Here is a 15164-nt window from a genome sequence, read left to right on the forward strand (position 1 = left end):
GAGCCGTGGCAGAGCAGCGCCCAACGAGCCTCTGGGAGCAGCTCCCGGTAGGCGCCTTCGTCAGCACGCCGGGCCCCGAGGACCGGCTCCTCTACGCCAACGGCGCCCTGGCGCGCATGCTCGGGGCGGCGTCGGCCGAGGTGCTCAAGGCCTACCCGCCCAGCCGCTTCTACGCCGTTCCGGCGCAGCGGCGGGCCCTGAGCGAGATCCTGCTCCGCGAGGGGCACATCCACCGCCGGGAGGTCGTCCTGCGCACCCTCGACGGGCGCACGATCTGGGTGGCCGAGACCGCCAACTGCCGGCGCAGCGAGGCGGACGGCACCCCCCTGCTCGAGGGCTTCATCGAGGAGATCACCGAGCGCAAGCGGGCCGAGCGGGAGCGCGACCTGTTCACCGGCGGACCGGTGGTCGTCTTCCTCTGGCGCCCCGAGCCGGGCTGGCCGGTGGAGTACGTCTCCCCCAACGCCGCCGAGATCCTCGGCCATCAGCCCGAGGCGCTGATGGCCGGCCGCCCCGTCTACGCCGAGCTCGTCCACCCCGAGGACCTCGAGCGGGTGCGCCAGGAGGTGGCGGAGCACACCGCCGCCGGCGCCGGGCACTTCGAGCACGCCCCCTACCGGCTGCGCACCGGCGGCGGCGCCTACCGCTGGTTCCAGGACTTCACCGTCATCGAGCGCGACGAGCAGGGAGCCGTCGCGCGCTACTACGGCTACCTCCTCGACATCACCGAGCGCAAGGAGGCGGAGCTGACCCTCGCCCGCAGCGAGCAGCGCTACCGCCTGGCCCAGGCGGCGGCCCACTTCGGCATCTGGGAGTGGGACCTGCGCCGCGACCGGGTCTACTGGGACGCCGACTGCTGGCGCCTGCTCGGCTACCGGATGCAGGAGCGCGGCGCGCTGAGCTACGCGGAGTTCCGCGCGCGCATCCACCCCGAGGACCGGGAGGCGCTGGAGGACACGGTCCACAGGAGCCTCCTGCGCCTGCACGGCGAGACCTTCTCCGTGCAGTTCCGCTGCCGGCGGATCGACGGCGGGTGGCAGTGGCTCCACGGGCGCGGCCAGGTCACCGCCCGGGACGAGGCGGGCGCGCCGACCTACGTCATGGGGACCCACACCGACATCAGCCAGCTCAAGGAGGCCGAGACGACCCCGCGCGAGGCCGAGGAGCGCTACCGGCGCTTCCTCGACGACTTCATCGGGATCGCCTACCAGGCTCGCCTGAAGGGCCCGGAGCTGCTCCTGCTGCGCGGCATGGTCGAGGAGATCACCGGCTACCGGCAGGCCGACTTCTTCAGCGGCCGGCTCGGCTGGCAGGCGCTCATCCACCCCGAGGACTTCCCCGCGGTGCGGGCGCGCAACCGCGCCCTCATCGCCGAGGCCGGCGAGGGGGCCGTCACCGACCGGGAGTACCGGATCGTCCGGCGCGACGGGACGGTGCGCTGGGTCCGCGATATCGGCCGGCTGGTGCGCCTGCCCGCCGAGCGGGCGCTCACCCTGCAGGGGGCGATCTACGACATCACCGCCCAGAAGGAGGCCGAGCGCAGCAAGACCGACTTCCTCAACGCCGTCAACCACGACCTGCGCACGCCCCTGAACGCCCTGACGGGCTTCCTCGAGCTGCTCGCCGACTCGCCGCTCGCCGCCGAGCAGCGCCGCCACCTCGAGCTCTGCCGGAGCGCCGCCAAGCGCCTGCGCGGGCTCATCGACACCCTCCTCGAGCTCTCGCAGCTGCAGGCCGGGAAGATCGCCCTCCAGCCCGAGGCCTTCGAGCTGCGCCCCTTCCTCGACGAGCAGCTGGCGCTGCTGCACCTCCAGGCCGAGCGCAAGGGGCTGGAGCTGACGTCGACGGTGGACCCGGCGCTGCCGCGCTGGGTCCGCACGGATCCGACCCGCCTCGGCCAGGTGCTGCTCAACCTCCTCAGCAACGCCATCCAGTACACCGAGCAGGGCTCGGTGCGGCTCCACGTGGCGGCCGACGGCGACGGCCGGGCGCGGGCGGCCGTGACGGACACCGGCCCCGGCATCGACCCGCGGATGCAGGAGCGGATCTTCCAGGCCTTCGACCGGGCCGGCTGCGGCGACCGCCAGCAGGGCAGCGGGCTCGGGCTGGCCATCGCCCGCGAGCTCGCGGGGCTGCTCGGCGGCGAGCTGCGGCTCGACAGCGAGCCCGGCGCCGGGTCGACGTTCACGCTGACCCTCGAGCTGCCCGCCGCGGCGCCGCCGGCGGAGAGCGGCGAGGCGGGCGCCGGCGACGAGGAGCTGCCGGCGCTCGTCGGCGCCGGGCTCCGGGTGCTCGCCGCGGAGGACGACGCCGCCAACGCCCTGCTCACCCAGGCGCTGCTCGAGCGCCTCGGCAGCAGCGCCGAGCTCACCGAGGACGGGCGGGAGGCGCTCGAGCGCTGGCGGCAGAGCGCGCCGGATCTCGTGCTCCTCGACCTGCAGATGCCCCGGATGGACGGCCTCGAGGTCCTCGAGGCGATCCGGGCCGAGGAGGCGCTGCACGGCCTGGGGCGGACCCCCGTGGCCGTGCTGACCGCCCACACCCTCGACGAGCCCCAGCAGGCCTGCTGCCGCGCCGGCTGCGACGCCTACCTGAGCAAGCCGCTCCAGCAGCAGGGCCTGCACCGGCTGCTGGCGTGGGTTCAGCGCGCTAGCGCCCCTCGATAACGCCGCAGGCGATCCGCGCCCCGGCGCCGCCGATGGGCTGGCTCTCGTGGTCGTCCGGCCCCTCGTGGATGACCAGCGCCGCGCCGTCGCTGTCCCGGATCCGGGCCCCCACCGCGCCGTCGAGGCTGGCCCAGGGGGTGAAGAGCTCGGCGCGGACCCGCCCCCGGGCGTCGGCGTAGATGTTGGCGAAGTCCCCGGCGTCGGGCCCCTGGGAATTGAGCAGCCCGTGCTGGCGCCCCTGCGGGTTGAGGTGGCCGCCGGAGGCCTGGAACCCCTCGCCGGGGTCGCTGCAGTCGCCGCGCTGGTGGATATGGATGGCGTGGAAGCCCTCGCCCCCGGCGAGCCCGTCGAGCTCGAGGCGGACGAGGGTGCCCTCCGGCCCCTGGTGCAGCTCGGCGGTGCCGATGGGCTCGCCCTCCGTGTTGATGAGGCTGGCGCTCGCCGCCGGCCGCTCCGCCGCGGCCGCGGCGCCGGCGGCCGCCGCCCCGAGGATCGCCGCAATGGTGAAAGCACCCCGCATGGCCCCTCCTGCACTGGCGCTCTGGGTGGATGGGATCGGCGTTAGGGACACCCCTCAAGGTAGACCATCGGCGCCGGGCTCAAGGCCCGGCACGCCGAGGCCGGCCCATCGGGGCCCCGGGCGGCGGGCCGCCGTCAGTCCTTGAGGGTCTCCTGGATGCGGTCGAAGGCGGCGGCGTTGCGCTCGAAGGCGCGCAGGATCTCCGGGTCGAAGTGCTCCGGGGCGGTCCGGCCGTCCCCCTCGAGGATGATCCGGCGCGCCTGCTCGTGGCTGAAGGCGGGCTTGTACGGCCGCTCGGTGCGCAGGGCGTCGTAGACGTCGGCCAGCTGCACCAGGCGGGCCGAGAGGGGGATGGCGTCGCCCGCCAGGCCGTCGGGATAGCCGGTGCCGTCGTAGCGCTCGTGGTGCGAGCGGGCGACCTCCGCGCCGCGCTGCAGGTAGGGGGAGTCGGAGCCCTGGAGCATCCACTCGCCGTCGACGGTATGGCGCTTCATGAGCGCCCACTCCTCGGCGTCGAGGGGCCCCGGCTTGCGCAGGACGTGGTCGGGGACGGCGATCTTGCCGACGTCGTGGAGGGCGGCCACCTCGAAGAGCTCGCGGCACAGCTGCCCGTCGCAGCCGAGGGCGTCGGCGAGCTGCCGGGTATGGTGGCAGACGCGGGCGATGTGGCGGCCGGTGTCCGTGTCCCGGAACTCCGAGGCGCGGGTGAGCCGCTGCACCGTCTCGCTGAGCGTGTACTGCAGCTGCTCCGTGCGCTCGGCGACCCGGCGCTCCAGGACCTGGCTGTACGCCGCCGTGTCTGTCAGGCGGCCGTTGAGGTCCGCCGAGAAGGCGCGCAGGCGCAGGAGGTTCTGGATCCGCGCCCACAGCTCCGCCTTGCTCAGGGGGCGGCGGACCACGTCCTCGGCGGTGTCGCCGAGCCGCTCCGAGGCCTGCCGGACGCCGTCGCCGGAGACCATGAGCAGCACGGGGATCAGCAGCGGCGACCATATCGCCCGCGCCTGCCGGAGGGCCGGCTCCCAGCGGTGCAGGGCGCGCGGGTCCGCCACCACCAGCTCCGGCGGCTCCGCCTCGAGGCAGAGCTCCTCCTCGGCCATCACGGTATAGTGCGGGCCGAGGTAGTCGTGGAGCAGGCGGCGGTTGCCGCTGTGCTCCACCAGCAGCGCGACGCGGGCCACGACTAGACAGCCTGCTGACCGGCGCCGAGCTCCTCCACCTCGAGCCCGTAGGGGGTGAAGGCCAGGTAGGCGGCCCGCTCGTCGAAGCCGCCGGTGCGGCGCTTGAGCATCCGGAGCTGCTTGCGCAGCCGGCCCTCCTCGACGACCAGGTTGAACAGCAGCACGTTGTCGACGAGCGGGCTGAGGTCGAAGCTGCTGGAGCGCAGCTCACTCGCCGAGCGGGCGTTGATCTCGTTGACCAGGAGGACGGTCACGCCCATGTTCTTGAGGTACTGGCTCAGGGTGTGCAGCTCCAGCAGCGGATCCTGCCCGCGCAGGGCCAGCTGGTAGCCGGCGATGCTGTCGAGCATGACCAGGCGCACGTCGCGCTCCTCCACCTGGTGGCGCAGGAGGTGGGCGAGCTGCGTGGGCGTGTAGTGGAGCGGCTCGACCCGCTCAAGGTAGAGCGTGCCCCGCTCGAGCATGCCGCGCAGGGGCATCTGCAGGGCGTCGGCGCGGTGGAGCAGCGTCGCCGGGTCCTCCTCGAAGAGGAACAGCGCCGAGCTCTCGCCGCGGCCGGCGGCCTCCTTCATGAACTGCATCCCCAGGGTGGTCTTGCCGCTGCCGCTCGGCCCGGCGAGCAGCGTGGTGGTGCCGCGGTGGACCCCGCCGCCGATGAGCTGGTCGATCCGCGGCACGCCGGAGTTGATCACCTGGGGCTCGAAGCGGCTGCCGTAGTGCGAGGGGACGAGGCGGGGCCGCACCTGGATCCCCTGGGCATCGCCGAGGGTGAGGTCGTGCTTGCCCGAGAGGAAGCCGGAGCCGCGGAGCTTGCTCACCTCCAGGCTGCGGCTGCCGTCGGCCTCCAGCGTGAGCGTGATGACCCCGTCACTGAGGAAGCGCAGGTCGTCGTCCGGCGCCTCGCCGCTGGCCTCGGAGGTGAAGAGCACCGTCGCGCCCTGGTCGGTGAAGGTGCGCAGCAGGGCGAGGACCTGGGAGCGGAACTGCGCCGGATCGGGGCTCAGGTAGCGCAGCTGGGTGAGCGAGTCGATGAACACGCGCCGGGGCCGCAGGCGGGAGGCGGCCTCCTGGATGCGCTCGAAGACCGGCGCCACCTCGACCTCGTCGCTGTGGAAGAGGTCGTAGGCGGGGTGGCTCTGGAGATGGCTGGGGGCCGGCGAGAGGTCGAGGATCTCGATGGCCTGCAGCGCCCCGGCCAGGTCGCTGAAGTCGGCCCGGAGCTGCTCGGGCCGCTCGCCGAAGGTCACGTGGACCGCGCTCGCCTGGGGGTCCGCTGCCAGGAAGTGCAGCCCCAGGGTGGTCTTCCCGCACCCCGGGCCGCCCCGGATGTGGTAGACGCGCTCGCTCAGCAGCCCGCCCTGGAGGACCTCATCGAGCCCCGCTACGCCGGTGCTGAGCCGGCGGGTGCCTGTGCGCTCCATGGCACACCCTCCTTGACGGCTGCGCCGCTCCCGGGGATCTCTTCCCCTTCTACAGCCGCTGGACCGCCCCTGAAATCCCACCCTCGGGATCGTAGAACAGGGCAGCCTTCCCTTTGATGAAACGGCGGTGAATCGACCCGCAGAGGCGCAGCCTTTTAGCGCTATATAGTCCTTGATAAGGAACTATATGCACTTGCGTACCAATGAATCAATCCCTTCTGGCAGCATGGTTTTAGGTAACGGCAGCGCTCCCTCCCCCGTAGCGCCCTGCCCCGCTGCGCCCGAGCAGAAGCGGCCAAGCCGGAAGGGGGGAAGTTGGACCTAAGCCAGTATCTCAAGGCGCTGGAGGCCTTCAAGGCGCACGACCCCTTCATGTCGGCGCAGCTGATGGAGGTGTTCATCACGGTCTGCCTGAACGAGGGCCAGTCCGCCCAGGCGCTGGAGCTCCAGCTGGCCATCCCCAAGTCCACGCTCTCCCGCCACCTCGGCCACCTCGGCCCCCGGTACCGACGAGGCGCCCAGGGGCTCCAGCTGATCCGGCTCGAGGAGAACCCCGCCGACCGGCGGAGCAAGCTCGTCTACCTGACGGACCGGGGCCAGGCACTGCGGGAGGCGCTGATCCGGGCCTAGGCGCCCCCCGCCACACGCTGTCCTCTACTCCGCCGCGCTGAGCCCGCCGGGCTCGAAGAACTCCTCGTGGAGCTGCTTGACGGCGATGTGGAGCGCCTGCTCCTCGCTGACGCCGAGACGCCGGGCGCACTGCTGGAGCTCGCGGCGGCTCGCCCGGGCCGGCAGGCCGCTCTCCTCGGCCCAATCCCCGGCGCGCTCGAAGAGCGCCTCCTGCGCCGCCGCCGCAGCGCCTGCGGCGAAGGCCTGCTCGGCGTGGACGACCGTTACCGGCGCCTCCCGCGGGGGCTGCCCCCGCTGCGCCGCCGTGGTGCCGATGGGGTGCTTGGACGCCATGGCTGCCTCCTCCGCGGAATCTGTACCTGAAAGGTTGTATTTAAATGATAAATATTCTCATGCAGAAGTCAAGCACACCCCGCCGGCAGGCGCGGGCGCCCTGGGGAGACGGCGGCGGCTCAGCCGCCCGGCCGGGCGAGCTCGTAGCCGGCCACGAAGGGCGTGCCCCCGCGCTCGACAAGCCGGACGGCCACGCCGTAGGCGTCGCGGATACCGGTGGCGGTGACCACCTGCCGCGGGGGCCCGTCGGCCCGCACCTGGCCGTCGCGCAGCAGCAGGATGCGGTCGGCGAGCTGCACCGCCACGTTGATGTCGTGGAGCACCACCAGGACGCCCTGCCCCTGCTCGCGGGCGCAGCGGGTGAGGATCTCGATGAGGTCGCGCTCGTGCCGCATGTCCAGGTGGTTGGTGGGCTCGTCGAGGAGCAGGAACGGCGCCTCGCGCACCAGCGCCCGGGCCAGGGCCGCCTTCTGCCGCTGCCCGCCGCTGAGCTCCGGCAGCGGGCGCTGCGCCAGCTCCCCCAGGCCGAGCCGGGCCAGGACCCGCTCGGCCCGGGCCAGGTCCGCGGGGCCGTAGCGCCAGCTCGCCCGCCCCAGGCCGAGGAGGACGCTCTCGAGGACGGTCAGCGGCTCGGCGGCCTCCGAGCCCTGGGGCACGTAGGCGAGGTGGCGGGCGATGCGCGCCTGGCGCTGGCCGCGGAGGGGCTCGCCGGCGATGCGGATCTCGCCGCGGCGCGGGCGCAGGATGCCGGCCAGGCAGCGGAGCAGCGTGCTCTTGCCCGAGCCGTTGGGGCCGATGAGCGCCACCACCTCGCCGGCGTCGACGCGGCCATCGACCCCGTGGAGCACCTCGGCGCCCCGGTAGGCGTAGCGCAGCCCGCGGACCTCGATACGGCTCATGCCCCGCTGCCCCCCTCGCGGCGGCGCAGGATCAGGTAGACGAACAGCGGCGAGCCGAGGAAGGCGGTGACCACCCCGACGGGGAGCACCACGGCGTCGAAGGCGTGCAGCGAGACCAGGTCGGCCAGCGCCAGGAGCAGCCCGCCGATAAGCGCCGTGGCCGGGATCAGGAAGCGGTGGTCGGCGCCGATGAGCAGCCGGGCCAGGTGCGGCGCCACGAGCCCCAGGAAGCCGATGCCGCCGGTGAAGGCCACCACCACCGCCACCAGCAGCGCCACCAGGAACATCAGCGCCAGGCGCAGCCGGGCCACCGGGATGCCCAGGCTGGTGGCCGCCTCCTCGCCGAGGAGCAGCCGGTTCAGGTCCCCGGCCCGCAGCGCGAAGACCGGCAGCGTCAGCGCCAGGGCCGCGCTGATGAAGGCGAGGCTCTCCCAGCCGGCGCGGCTGAGGCTGCCCACGCCCCAGAACATCACCTCCCGGGTGGCGTCGGCGTCGGCGAAGTAGACCAGCAGCGTGGTCGCCGCCCCGAAGAAGTACATCAGCGCGATCCCGGCGAGGATCAGGCTCGCCGGCGTCGCCCCCTTCACCCGGCCGATGAGCAGGATCAGCAGCGACACGCCGAGGGCGAAGAGGAAGGCGTTGCCGACGATGCCGTAGGTGCCGACGACCGAGACGCCGAGGACGATGGCCAGCGCCGCCCCCAGCGAGGCGCCCGAGGCGATACCGAGGGTGAAGGGCGAGGCCATGGGGTTGCGCAGCAGGGTCTGGAGGATCACGCCGCCGAGGGCCAGCCCGGCGCCGGCGACCACCGCGGTGGCCAGGCGCGGCAGGCGGATGCGCCAGACCACGTGGGCGGTCTGCTCGCTCACCCACTCCGCGCCGAGGGGCCGGGCGAGCACGGCCTGGACGACCTCGGTGAGCGGGATCCCCAGCGGCCCGAGGCCCAGCCCGGCGAGGCAGACGCCGAGCAGCGCCGCCGCCAGGGCGAGGAGCACCACCCCCTTGCGCCGGACCGCCCGGGCGTAGGCCGCCGTGACGGCCGGCGCCCCGGCCTCCTCCGGGGCGCCGGCGGAGCCGGCCGCCCCCATCTACCTGCGGCCCTCGAGCCCGCTCTGCTCGGCCAGGTGCTCGTAGAGCCCCGGCTCGCCGTAGAAGAAGCGCAGGATCGCCTCGCCGCGCTCGGCGCGATCGACCCCGGCCATGGCCTGCGGGTAGAGGATCTTGGCCATGTGGACCAGGTCGACCAGGCCGGTGGCCAGGTCCCAGCCCATGTAGGTGCCCTTGAAGCGGTAGACGCGCCCCTGCTCGACGGCCTCGACGCCGGCCAGGCGCGCGTCGTCGAGGACCGCCTCGCGGCTCACGCGGCTCGCCTTGGAGGGGGTGTGGAGGAAGATATACGCCGGGTCCCACTTGACCAGCTCCTCGGCGCTGACCTCGCCGTCGCCGCCCGGGCGCCCGGCGGTGACCAGCTCGGCGCCGAGCTGCTCGGCCGGCGGGTAGAAGGCAACGTGGTTGTAGAGGTTGCGCCGGTGCGCCAGGTAGATCCGCGGCGCCGAGGCGGCCTCGGGGAGCCGCGACTGCACCTGCGCGACGCCGTCGCGGTAGTACTCGAGCAGCGCCGCCGCCCGCTCCTGGCGGCCGGTCAGCTCGCCCACCAGGCGGTAGGCGGTCTCGATCTCCTCGAGGGCCGCCTCGGCCGAGCTGCGGTCGCCGCCGAGGGTGCTGACGGCCACCACCGGCACGCCGAGCTGGCGCTCGAGGCGCTCCGCCCGATCGGCGAGCGCGCCGGGCTCGTCCCTGCGGGTGAAGGCCCAGTAGAGGAAGACGTCCGGGTCGGTGGCCAGCACCCGCTCGAGGTTGATCTCGGCGCCGGGCTGCCCGCCGCCGACCCGCGGCGTCTGCGCCAGGGCCTCGAAGGCCCGCGCCTCGATGGTCTTCTCCTCGGCGAAGCGCGAGCCGAACATGTTGCTGGGGATACCGACCAGCCGCTCGGCGGCGCCGAGGTGCAGGAGCATGCGGAAGGCGTCGACGTTGACCGTGGCGATGCGCTCGATCTCCCGCGGCACCTCGACGCTGCGGCCGAGCATGTCCTCGACGGTCCGGGTCCGCTCCGCGGCGGGCGCGGCGCCCTCCTCCGAGTCGGCGGGGCAGGCGGCGAGCAGCACGACGGCCGCGACGAGCGCGGCGAGCAGGCGGGAAGCGGGGTACGGCATGGGGCCTCCAGGCTTGGCGCGATCCCCCGTCGCGCGGTGTCCTCACCTCCAGGCCGGTCTCCGGGCTCGCGAGCGGCGCCCTGCGCCCGGCGCGGCGCCTTCCCGCACCGGGTGCCGGGGACACCCGGGTGCAGTGGCTCGTGCCGCGCCTGCTCTCGCCTACCGTTGCGGGGACAGCGCCGGCCTTGCCCGCGCCTTGCGGCGGCGGGCGCACCGGCTTCCCGATCCCGCGGCGCACCCGGCCGCGGGATCCCGGCGGCCTCCCGCCGGGGCACCTGGAGAGCGGATGACCCTAAGGGGGTAGCACGGGGGTGTCAATCGGGCCCGCTCGTAGCGGGCCGTCGCCGGGGCGCGATCCCCTGGCTTGCAACACACGGCCGTGCCCGTCTAAGATCCGCCGCCTTGATGTGGGTGCCCTGCGGGCGAGATCGCCTCGCCCGCCGGGTTAAACGGGAAGTCCGGTCCAGCTGCCCCGCTGCAGTGAAGCCGGCGCTGCCCCCGCAACGGTAGGTGGGTCCTGCGGATTACGGGCCACTGCGAGACAGCCGTCAGCCGGCGGCCCTCGTGGGAAGGCGATCCGCAGCGGCGCGTCCAGCGCCCCCCACGAGCCCGGAGACCGGCCCACAGCAACCCACGGAACGGCGTGCGGGCGGCGCGCCTGGGGGAAACGGTCGGTCCTACCTACCCGCCTCTGGCAACGGCGGCACGCTCGCCGTCGGCCTCCCCCAGCATGAGTCGCCAGCGCCCGTCGCAAGACGAGGAGCGCTGAAGATGCTGCATCCACCAACCGGGCGCCTGACGGGCGCCCTGCTCGCCGCGGCGGCCACCGTACCCGCCGCGGCCGCCGACGACGGAAGTGAATTATCGTCCACCAGCCTGTCGCCGGTGCGCGTCGAGGCCGGCGGCGACCCCCTCGAGCGCGGCACGGGGCGTGAAGAGCTGCAGCGCCGTCAGGCCTCCAGCAGCGCCGAGGTCTTCCGCGGCGAGGCCTCGGCGGAGGTCGGCGGCGGCAGCCGCAACGCCCAGCGGCTCTACCTGCGCGGCGTGGAGTCCAGCAACCTGAACGTCACCGTGGACGGGGCGCGCCAGGGGCGCGATCTCCACCAGCACCGCGGCGGCCTCACCGGCATCGACCCGGCCCTGCTCAAGGCCGTGGAGATCGACCCACGGCCGGCGGCGGACCAGGGGCCCGGCGCGCTAGGCGGCGCGGTCCGCTTCAAGACCGTGGACGCCCAGGATCTGCTCGCCCCCGGCGAGGATACCGGCGCCCGGCTGAGCGCCGGCTACGCCAGCGCCGACGATGCTGAGCGCGGCTCGACGACCCTCTTCGGGCGCCTGGGTAACGACTGGGGGGCGCTGGCGCACATCGGCGCGACCAACCGGGACGACTACCGGGTCGGGGGCGGCGGGACCATGCCGTACTCCGGCGGGCGCGACCGCGACTACCTGGTGCGCCTCAGCCGGACGCCGGCCTCGGGCCACCAGCTGCGCCTCGGGGCGCAGCGCAACACCTTCGAGGGGGACCACCCCTACGGCTCCTGGGGCAGTGACTTCGGCGACCCCCGCGAGACCCTCAAGCTGGAGCCGGTGGGCCAGGAGCAGCGCCGCGAGACCTGGACCGCCGAGCACCGCTACCGGCCGGCGAACTCGCTCGTCGACTGGCGGGCCCGGATCTACCGCAACGACAAGCGCCTGGAGCGCCAGGACGACAATACCGCCATCCGCGCCGTCGAGTACGGCGGCGACCTGCGCAACACCTTCACCCTGGAGGCCGGGGCGGCCCGCCACCGGCTCACCGTCGGCCTCGACTACTACACCGAGGACGGCCGTATCGAGCAGGCCGACGGCCCGCGGCTGAGCCACCGGTCCCGGAACCTCGGCGCCTTCCTGCAGGACCGCATGCGGTGGGAGCGGCTGCGCCTCTCGGCGGGCGTACGCCTCGACGACTACAGCACCGACCTGGTGGAGCAGGAGCTGGACGGCGACGCCGTCTCGCCCAACCTCAGCGCGGAGCTGGACCTGGCCGCGGGCTGGACCGCCTTCGCCGGCTACGGCGAGGCCGTCAACGGCGCCGGCACGCTGCCCATCGGCTGGCTGCAGTTCATCGACGCGGAGAACACCAACCTCAACGACGGCGAGCCGTTCCAGGCCGAGGAGTCCCAGCGCCGCGAGGGCGGCCTGCGCTACCAGGGGCGGGACCTGCTCACCGCCCGCGACCGCCTCGAGCTCGAGGCCACGCTCTTCGAGACGCGAATCGAGCACAGCATCGAGCGCAACGACCCCTGGGGGAGTCCGTTGAGCCCTAAGGCACGGGACAAGAACGATGGCGACCCCCTCATCGGCGAGATCCGCAACCGCCCCGACCCGGTCCGCCTGCGCGGCTACGAGCTGCGCGCCGCCTGGGGGGCAGGCGCTTACGACACCCGGGTGTCGTTCATGAGCGCCGAGGCCGTCGACGACGACGGCGAGCCGGTGGGCGTGAGCCGGCGCCTGGGCGGGGCCGGCGGCGACCGCCTGGTCTGGGATCAGCGCTGGGCCGTCCACGAGACCCTGACCCTGGGCTACACCCTCACCTGGGTCGACGACTACACCGATGTCCCCGACGACGAGCCCGAGCGCGACGGCTACCACCTCCACGACGTGCAGGCGCAGTGGCGCCCCTGGGCCGACGAGCGCCTGACCCTGGCGCTGGCCGTGAACAACCTCCTCGACGAGCAGTACGCCACGCATACCTCCCTGGCGGTTGAGGAGGACGGCGAGTTCCACATCCGCGAGGAGCCCGGCCGGGACGTGCGGGTGACCGGGACCCTGCGCTTCTAGAGAAGGAACGGCGATGAGCGACGCGATCCCCCTACAGCCTTTCGCCGAGGGCGGCATCGGCCAGCGGCTGCTGGCCGTTGTCGACAACGGCGGGCCGGTGCTGATCCTGCTGGCCCTGCTCTCCGTCTTCACGCTGACCCTGATCCTGCTCAAGCTCTGGCAGTTCAGCGCCGCCCGGCTCCACGACCGGCGGACGATGGCCCAGGCGCTGGCATCCTGGCACGCCGAGGAGCCGGGGCAGGCCCTGCAGCGCCTGGCGGCGAGCCGGCACATCGGCGCCGAGCCCCTGGCCGCGGCCATGCGCGGCCGCCTCGATCCGGAGGCCGACGAGGCGCGGCTCCGCGAGGAGGTCACCCGCCTGGCCAGCGGCCGGCTCGAGCAGCTGCGCGCCTACCTGCGCGGGCTCGAGGCCATCGGGGCGCTCAGCCCCCTGCTCGGGCTGCTCGGCACCGTGCTCGGCATGATCGAGGCCTTCCGCCAGCTCGAGGCGGCGGGCAGCCAGGTGGACCCGGCGATGCTCTCCGGCGGGATCTGGGAGGCGCTGCTGACCACGGCGGCCGGCATCGCCCTGGCGATCCCGGCCGTGGCCGCCCTGACCTGGCTCGAGCGGGTCGTCGAGCGCTTCCGGCACCGCCTCGAGGACGCCGTGACCCAGGTGTTCACCGCCGCCCCGCCGCGCCATGCGGCTTGAGCCGCCACCGCGGCGGCGGCGCCTGGTGAGCCTCACCCCGCTGATCGACGTCGTCTTCATCCTGCTGGTCTTCTTCATGATCGCCTCCTCGTTCGTGGAGTGGCAGGCGTTCAGCGTCAGCGCGCCGGGCAGGGACAAGGCCAGCGAGCAGGAGGAGGAGGATCCCTTGCGGCTGCACGTCGAGCAGCAGGGGTACCGCATCGGCGACGCCGCCCTGACGGCGGCGGAGCTGGACGAGCGGCTGCGGGCGGTGCACGCCGAGGACGCCGAGCGCCGGCTCCACCTCCTGGTCGGCGCCGGGGTGCCCGTGCGCCGCGTCGTCCAGGCGCTCGACGCCGCCTCGGCCGCCGGGCTGAGCCGCGTGGCCGTGCGACGCGGGGAGGCGGAATGAGGCTGCCCGAGCCCCGGCGGCGGGAGCCGGAGGAAGGCACCGTCCCGATGATCAACATCGTCTTCCTGCTGCTGATCTTCTTCATGGTGGCCGGGACCCTGACGCCGGAATCGCCCCTCTCCGTCGACCCGGCCGCGAGCGAGGCGGGGGAGGCAGCCCCGGAAGACCCGATCCGGGTGCTCATCGACGCCGAGGGGCGCCTGGCGCTGGGCGACGAGGTCGTGGACGGCCGCGAGGGCCTGCGCAGGCGCCTCCAGGAGCGCCTCGAGGAGGGCCCGGAGCGCCCCGTGGAGGTCAAGCCCGACGCCGAGGCCGACGCGGAACGGCTGCTCGAGGTCATGGATGACCTGCGCGCCGCAGGGCTCGAGCGGGTGCGGCTGATCACGCGCCGGGAGGACTGATGGTGCAGCTACAGTGGGTCCATTGGGTGGCGGCCGGCGCGGCGGCCCTAGGCGTCCACGCCGCCTTGCTGGCCATCCTCCTGGGGGCGCAGGAGGAGCCGGAGCCGATCCGCCCCCCTCAGGGTGTGGAGGTCCAGCTCGCCTCGGGATCCTCCGCGGCCGAGACGGGGCAAAGCGAGGCCGAAAAGGCGGAGGCCGAGGAGGCGGAGGCCGAGGAGGCGGACACCGAGCAGGCCGAGACCGACAACGCCACCCCCGAGCAAGCGGACACGGAGGAGGCAGAGCCGTCGGAGGCCCCCGCAGCCAATCCCGACGAGGGCGAGGCGAACGAGGCCGAGGAGCCGCCGCAGGAAGAAGCAGGGCCCGAGGATGCCGCCGAGCCCGAGCCGGAACCCGAGCAGGAGCCCGAGCCGGATCCCGAGCAGGAGCCCGAGCCGGATCCCCGGCCGGCCCCCGAGCCTGAGCCGGAGCCGCGGCCTGCCCCCGCGCCGGAGCAGCGCGAGGAGCCTGAGGAGCCGGAGGAGAAAGAGGAGCCGGAGACCGAGCCGGCCTCCCCCGGGCCGCAAGGCAGTGATAGGGCGAGCAAGGCGGGGGAGTCCCGCGAGGCGAAGATGGGGACCGCCGCGGATGTCGACGACGCCTACCTGGCCGAGCTCCGCCGGGCGCTGCAGGCGGAGCAGCGCTACCCGCGCACCGCGAGGCACCGCCGCCTTGAGGGCAAGGTCCTCCTGCGCTTCACCCTGGATGCCGACGGCACCGTACGCGACTGGGAGATCGAGGCCCCCTCGGGGCATGAGGCCTTCAACGCCGAGGTCGAGCGGATGATCGAGGCGGTACAGATGCCATCCCTGCCCGAGGAGGTGGAGGCCGAGCGCCTGGCGCTGACCGTCCCCATCGAGTTCCGGTTGCGCTAGCCCCGCGGCCCCGGGGGGGCGCCGCTCGCAGTGAGCCGGACAGGACCACTCTATGCTAAGGGCAAGGAGTCTACGATGCGGGGGTGA

At 73.8% G+C, this 15164-nt stretch carries 14 protein-coding genes and 2 riboswitches; of the genes, 7 read left to right on the top strand and 7 right to left on the bottom strand.

Features of this window, described 5'->3' with window-relative positions:
• The first annotated feature begins 5 nt into the window (after window positions 1-5).
• Window positions 6-2666 (top strand): PAS domain-containing protein, encoded by a 2661-nt coding sequence (locus tag CKO13_RS12880; protein ID WP_200255709.1) that lies wholly within the window; start codon window positions 6-8, stop codon window positions 2664-2666.
• Here the strand turns inward: CKO13_RS12880 and CKO13_RS00370 are convergent.
• From CKO13_RS00370 to CKO13_RS00380, 3 genes are all read right to left on the bottom strand, one after another.
• Entirely contained in the window at window positions 2650-3186 is a 537-nt protein-coding gene (locus tag CKO13_RS00370) for a superoxide dismutase family protein (protein ID WP_200255710.1), read from the bottom strand. The two genes, CKO13_RS12880 and CKO13_RS00370, sit on opposite strands and share 17 nt — an antisense overlap.
• Before the next feature lie 134 nt (window positions 3187-3320).
• Entirely contained in the window at window positions 3321-4364 is a 1044-nt protein-coding gene (locus CKO13_RS00375) for an HD domain-containing phosphohydrolase (protein WP_200255711.1), read from the bottom strand.
• Between the two features lie 2 nt (window positions 4365-4366).
• Window positions 4367-5785 (bottom strand): ATPase domain-containing protein, encoded by a 1419-nt coding sequence (locus CKO13_RS00380; RefSeq protein WP_200255712.1) that lies wholly within the window; start codon window positions 5783-5785, stop codon window positions 4367-4369.
• Between the two features lie 315 nt (window positions 5786-6100).
• Between CKO13_RS00380 and CKO13_RS00385 the strand changes: the two genes are divergently transcribed.
• Window positions 6101-6415: a helix-turn-helix domain-containing protein gene (locus tag CKO13_RS00385; protein ID WP_200255713.1), complete on the top strand. Its 315-nt coding sequence runs from the start codon at window positions 6101-6103 to the stop codon at window positions 6413-6415.
• Between the two features lie 24 nt (window positions 6416-6439).
• Here CKO13_RS00385 and CKO13_RS00390 read toward each other — a convergent pair whose 3' ends face one another.
• The 4 genes from CKO13_RS00390 to CKO13_RS00405 all read right to left on the bottom strand — a co-directional run bounded on the left by CKO13_RS00390 (window position 6440) and on the right by CKO13_RS00405 (window position 9860).
• Window positions 6440-6748 (bottom strand): hypothetical protein, encoded by a 309-nt coding sequence (locus CKO13_RS00390; RefSeq protein ID WP_200255714.1) that lies wholly within the window; start codon window positions 6746-6748, stop codon window positions 6440-6442.
• Between the two features lie 119 nt (window positions 6749-6867).
• Entirely contained in the window at window positions 6868-7647 is a 780-nt protein-coding gene (locus CKO13_RS00395) for an ABC transporter ATP-binding protein (protein ID WP_200255715.1), read from the bottom strand.
• Entirely contained in the window at window positions 7644-8735 is a 1092-nt protein-coding gene (locus CKO13_RS00400) for a FecCD family ABC transporter permease (RefSeq protein ID WP_200255716.1), read from the bottom strand. Before CKO13_RS00400 ends, CKO13_RS00395 begins: the two co-directional genes overlap by 4 nt.
• Window positions 8736-9860, bottom strand: coding sequence for an ABC transporter substrate-binding protein (locus CKO13_RS00405; RefSeq protein WP_200255717.1), 1125 nt, complete (start codon window positions 9858-9860; stop codon window positions 8736-8738).
• 34 nt (window positions 9861-9894) lie between these two features.
• Window positions 9895-10117, bottom strand: a riboswitch (cobalamin riboswitch).
• Between the two features lie 135 nt (window positions 10118-10252).
• Window positions 10253-10499: riboswitch (cobalamin riboswitch) on the top strand.
• A 132-nt stretch (window positions 10500-10631) separates the two neighbouring features.
• On the opposite strand from CKO13_RS00405, the gene CKO13_RS00410 reads away from it, so the two are divergent.
• The 5 genes from CKO13_RS00410 to CKO13_RS00430 are packed head-to-tail and all read left to right on the top strand — an operon-like array spanning window position 10632 to window position 15077.
• On the top strand, window positions 10632-12680 hold the full coding sequence (locus tag CKO13_RS00410) for a TonB-dependent receptor plug domain-containing protein (protein WP_200255718.1): 2049 nt from the start codon (window positions 10632-10634) through the stop codon (window positions 12678-12680).
• Between the two features lie 13 nt (window positions 12681-12693).
• Window positions 12694-13371 (top strand): MotA/TolQ/ExbB proton channel family protein, encoded by a 678-nt coding sequence (locus tag CKO13_RS00415; protein WP_200255719.1) that lies wholly within the window; start codon window positions 12694-12696, stop codon window positions 13369-13371.
• Window positions 13361-13762: an ExbD/TolR family protein gene (locus CKO13_RS00420; RefSeq protein WP_207132024.1), complete on the top strand. Its 402-nt coding sequence runs from the start codon at window positions 13361-13363 to the stop codon at window positions 13760-13762. The genes CKO13_RS00415 and CKO13_RS00420 overlap by 11 nt, the downstream gene beginning before the upstream one ends.
• Window positions 13759-14163 carry an ExbD/TolR family protein gene (locus tag CKO13_RS00425; protein ID WP_200255721.1) on the top strand — a complete coding sequence of 135 codons (405 nt, stop codon included), beginning with the start codon at window positions 13759-13761 and terminating at the stop codon, window positions 14161-14163. The genes CKO13_RS00420 and CKO13_RS00425 overlap by 4 nt, the downstream gene beginning before the upstream one ends.
• Window positions 14163-15077 carry an energy transducer TonB gene (locus CKO13_RS00430; protein ID WP_200255722.1) on the top strand — a complete coding sequence of 305 codons (915 nt, stop codon included), beginning with the start codon at window positions 14163-14165 and terminating at the stop codon, window positions 15075-15077. The genes CKO13_RS00425 and CKO13_RS00430 overlap by 1 nt, the downstream gene beginning before the upstream one ends.
• Window positions 15078-15164: the final 87 nt, after the last annotated feature.

The sequence above is a fragment of the Halorhodospira neutriphila genome (assembly GCF_016584055.1).
In the GTDB taxonomy this organism is placed as follows: domain Bacteria; phylum Pseudomonadota; class Gammaproteobacteria; order Nitrococcales; family Halorhodospiraceae; genus Halorhodospira; species Halorhodospira neutriphila.